The organism is Luteibacter sp. (assembly GCF_051958795.1).
Taxonomy (GTDB): Bacteria; Pseudomonadota; Gammaproteobacteria; order Xanthomonadales; family Rhodanobacteraceae; genus Luteibacter.
On sequence record NZ_JBQCFT010000037.1, the window covers coordinates 1 to 4,229 of the forward strand.

The window sequence follows — 4,229 nt, forward strand, 5'->3', positions numbered from 1 at the left end:
CCCTTTGGGGGCGGTGGGTGGCCCGGTTTGGGGTTGCCCCCCTGCCCCGCGGGGTCCCCCCCCGCTCCCACAGGGGGTGGCCGCTCAGCGGGCGCGCAGGTGGCTCGGCCGGAAACCCATGGCGAACTGCGTGGCCACGTAGGCGCCACCGCCGGCGCAGACCAGCACGGCAAGCCGCACCACGCGCACGGTGTGGTTCACATCGCTCCACTCCGGCCACACGTAAAGGCCGAGCAGCAGCACGGCGCTCATCACGCCACAGGACACCGCCAGGCGCACGAGGTGCCGCGCCCACCCCGGCTGGCGCTCGTAGACGCCCGCCTTGCCCAGCCAGCGCCAGAGCAGGCCCAGGTTGATGTAGCTGGCGAGGGCGCTGGCGATGCCAAGAGCCATGTGCAGGCCCGGGACGCTGGCGATGCCCTGCAGCCACGGGGCCGCCTTCTGCTCCGGCGTGGCCCAGAGATAGAACAGCAGGCCCACGAACACCACGTTCAGCAGCATGTTGGTGACCAGCGACGCCACGCCGGCGCGCACGGGCGTCCTGGTGTCCTTGCGAGCGTAGAACGCCGGCAGCACGACTTTCACCATGGCGAAGGCCGGCAGGCCGAAGCTCAGCGCCGAGATCGAGAGCGAGGCCATCTTCGTATCGAACGCGGTGAAGCGACCGTTCTGGAAGATCGTGGCCACCAGCGGGAAGGAAAGGATCAACAGGGCGAACATCGCCGGCACCGCGATCAGCAGCGTCGTGCGCAGGCCCCAGTCCAGCGCCCGGGAGAAGCCATCGCGGTCGTCGCTGACGTGGTGGCGGGAGAGCGACGGCAGGATCACGGTACCGAGGGCGACGCCGAAGACGCCGAGCGGCAGCTCAAGGAAGCGATCGGCCTGGGACAGCCAGCTCTGCGAGCCGGCGATCAGCAGCGAGGCGATGATCGTATCCAGCAGGAGGTTGATCTGGGCCACCGAGGAGCCAAACAGGGTCGGCACCATCAGCCGCATGATCCGGCGCACGTCGGGCGACTTCCAGCCCCAGCGCGGCAGGGTAAGCAGGTCCAGCTGGCGTAGTGACGGGAGCTGGAAGGCGAGCTGCAGGACGCCGGCCACGAGGATCGCCCAGCCCATGGCCATGATCGGCGTGTGCAGCTTCGGCGCCAGCCAGAGCGCGCCGGCGATCATGCACAGGTTGAGGATGACCGGCGTCAGGGCCGGCAGGCCGAACCGGTGGAAGCTGTTCAGCGCCCCGCCACTCAGGGCGGTCAGCGAGACGAAGAGAAGGAACGGGAACGTCAGGCGGAGCAGGTCCACCGTCAGCTCGAACTTCTCGGGGGTTTCCACGGCGCCCGGCGAGAAAAGAGCCGTGACCTGGGGCGCGAAGATGATCCCGATCGCCGTGACCAGCAACAGCACCCCGCCAAGGGTGCCGGAGGTACGTGCCATCAGTTCCTTCAGGTCGGCATGCGGGCGCTTCTCCTTCACCTCCGTAAACACGGGAACGAACGCTGTGGAGAACGAACCCTCGGCGAACAGTCTGCGCATGAAGTTCGGGATGCGGAAGGCGACGAAGAAAGCGTCCGTGGCCGCGTTGGCGCCGAATACGTGGGCGATGGACATGTCACGGACGAGGCCGAGCACACGCGAAACCATGGTCATGCTGCTGAAGGACAGCACGCCGCGCAGGAGGCTGGGGGTTTTCATCCGAACCTGGGATTACCGGTAAACCCCTAGTTTGACAAAGCCGGCCGGTCAGCGGACAGTCCCCATTCTGGCTTTTCCGGGACACCGCCCCGGGGCCCTTCCCGCCCGGGGTTCCCGCGCGGGGCCTAACCTATTGACGCAGCCCCAGTTTGGCCGCACAATGGGCGTCTTTTTTAAAACCCACCGAACTCTGGAGCTTTACCTTGGCCAACATCAAGTCCGCGAAGAAGCGTGCGCGTCAGTCGGAGCAGCGCCGGCTGCGCAACGTCAGCGCGCGTTCCATGGTGCGTTCCGCACTGAAGAAGGTCGTCAAGGCGATCGACGCCAAGGATAAGGCAGCCGCCACCACGGCTTACGCTGTCGCCGTGCCGGTCATGGACCGCTACGCTGCCCGCGGCCTGATCCACAAGAACAAGGCTGCTCGCCACAAGAGCCGCCTGAACGCGAAGATCCGCGACCTGGCTTAAAGCCTGCGCGACATCGCTGTTCACGAAAAAGCCGGCGCAAGCCGGCTTTTTTGTTGGCCTGTGATCCGGGCCGAAACGCTGTCGTAGGAGCCCACCCGGTGGGCGACATCTTTCGCCCCACCGCAACAGGCCCTGCTGCGATATCGCGAACCGCGTCGCCCACAGGGTGGGCTCCTACAAGAGCGAGTTACTCGGTGCGCATGCGCACGTCGTCGGTGGCTTCCTGCTCCAGCTTGCGTGCGGCGCGCTCGGCATCGAAGAACTGCTGCACCTGCAGGCAGACTTCGCGCGTGCCCTGCTGGCCGGCGGCGGAGATCAGGAACGACGGACCCGTCCAGCCGAGGCGGTTGACGATGTCGTTTGCCGCCGCTTCGAGCTCTTCCTCGTCGTCGAACCCGTCCATCTTGTTGATCACCAGCCAGCGCGGACGCTCGACCAGTTCGCTGTCGAAGTTGGCCAGCTCGCGCTCGATGGTCTGCACCTGCTCCACCGGGTCCGAACCGTCGATGGGGCGGATATCCACCACGTGCAGCAGCAGGCTCGTGCGCGAGACGTGGCGGAGGAACTGGATACCGAGGCCCGCGCCTTCGGCGGCACCCTCGATGATGCCGGGGATATCGGCAATGACGAAGCTCTGGTCGGTGCCGATACGCACGACGCCCAGGTTCGGGTGCAGCGTGGTGAACGGGTAATCCGCCACGCGCGGCGTCGCCGCCGACACGGCACGGATGAAGGTGCTCTTGCCGGCATTGGGGAAGCCAAGCAGGCCGACGTCAGCGAGCAGGCGCAGCTCGAGCTTCAGGTCGCGCACTTCACCCGGCGTACCCGGCGTGGCCTTGCGCGGCGCACGGTTCACCGAGCTCTTGAAATGGATGTTGCCCAGGCCACCGCGGCCGCCTTCGGCGACCTTCAGGCGCTGGCCGTTCGCGGTGAGGTCGCCGATCACGTCGTCGGTATCGACGTTGGTGACCACGGTGCCCACCGGCACGCGGATGGTGATGTCCTCACCGCCCTTGCCGTACATCTGGCTACCCATGCCGTTCTGGCCGCGCGGGGCCTTGAACTGGCGCATGTGGCGGAAATCGACCAGGGTGTTCAGGCCTTCGTCGGCCACCAGCCACACGGAGCCACCATCACCGCCGTCGCCACCATCGGGGCCGCCGAACGGAATGAATTTTTCGCGGCGAAAGCTGGCGCAGCCATTGCCGCCGCTACCGGCCGTGACTCGAATCTGTGCTTCGTCGACGAATTTCATGGGGAAAACCTGGGCAGTGAATCGGGGAGCCTTACAAACGAAAAGCCCCGCCGTGGGGCGGGGCCTTCGCTATCGCGTCGTGGCGAATTACGCCTGGACGACGTCGACGAACTTGCGACCCTTGTCGCCGCGGGTCTTGAACGACACGGTGCCGTCGACCAGTGCGAACAGGGTGTGGTCGCGGCCGAGGCCGACGCCCACGCCAGCGTGGAACTTGGTGCCGCGCTGACGAACGATGATGTTGCCGGCTTCAACAGCCTGGCCGCCGTAGATCTTCACACCGAGATACTTCGGGTTCGAATCGCGACCGTTACGGCTGGAACCTACGCCTTTTTTATGTGCCATGACTCATATCCTCCGGCGACTCAGGCGTTGATGCCCGTGATCTCGATTTCGGTGTAATGCTGACGGTGTCCCTGCGTGCGCTTGTAGTGCTTGCGACGACGGAACTTGATGATGCGGATCTTATCGGCGCGGCCGTGTGCACGGACCTTGGCGCTGACAGTGGCGCCGGCGACGAGCGGGGCACCAACGGTGATCGACTCACCCTCGCCGACGAGGAGAACCTCTTCGAACGTGAAGGTCGAATCGACTTCGGCGGGGAGCAGCTCCACGCGCAGGACTTCGCCCTGCATCACGCGGTACTGCTTGCCTCCGGTCTTAATGACTGCGTAGCTCTTGACTGTTCCTGGTTATGTAGTTCTTTTTAGGGTGTTGCGGGTGTTACGAACCGCGAATTATAGCGGCAGGGAAAAGCCAAGGTCAATCAGGTGGTTAAGCTTTGGGCAAAACGTAGCCATCCAAGACCATTCCTT

At 65.3% G+C, this 4,229-nt stretch carries 5 protein-coding genes; 1 reads left to right on the forward strand and 4 read right to left on the reverse strand.

All coding sequences use genetic code 11. From position 1 onward, the window contains the following. Positions 1-84 precede the first annotated feature (84 nt). Positions 85-1,692, reverse strand: a complete 1,608-nt coding sequence (murJ, locus tag ACTHLF_RS02150; RefSeq protein WP_440324428.1) for a murein biosynthesis integral membrane protein MurJ — start codon at positions 1,690-1,692, stop codon at positions 85-87. Between the two features lie 203 nt (positions 1,693-1,895). On the opposite strand from murJ, the gene rpsT reads away from it, so the two are divergent. Continuing rightward, entirely contained in the window at positions 1,896-2,159 is a 264-nt protein-coding gene (gene rpsT / locus ACTHLF_RS02155) for a 30S ribosomal protein S20 (protein ID WP_331646514.1), read from the forward strand. Positions 2,160-2,346: 187 nt separating this feature from the next. Here the strand turns inward: rpsT and cgtA are convergent, their stop codons facing one another. From cgtA to rplU, 3 genes are all read right to left on the reverse strand, one after another. After that, entirely contained in the window at positions 2,347-3,414 is a 1,068-nt protein-coding gene (gene cgtA, locus ACTHLF_RS02160; protein WP_440324431.1) for an Obg family GTPase CgtA, read from the reverse strand. An 87-nt stretch (positions 3,415-3,501) separates the two neighbouring features. Continuing rightward, the gene (gene rpmA, locus ACTHLF_RS02165) at positions 3,502-3,759 is read right to left on the reverse strand and encodes a 50S ribosomal protein L27 (protein ID WP_072321611.1); all 258 of its coding nucleotides are present in this window, start codon (positions 3,757-3,759) and stop codon (positions 3,502-3,504) included. Positions 3,760-3,779: 20 nt separating this feature from the next. Then, positions 3,780-4,049, reverse strand: a complete 270-nt coding sequence (rplU, locus tag ACTHLF_RS02170; RefSeq protein WP_440324433.1) for a 50S ribosomal protein L21 — start codon at positions 4,047-4,049, stop codon at positions 3,780-3,782. Between the last annotated feature and the right edge of the window lie 180 nt (positions 4,050-4,229).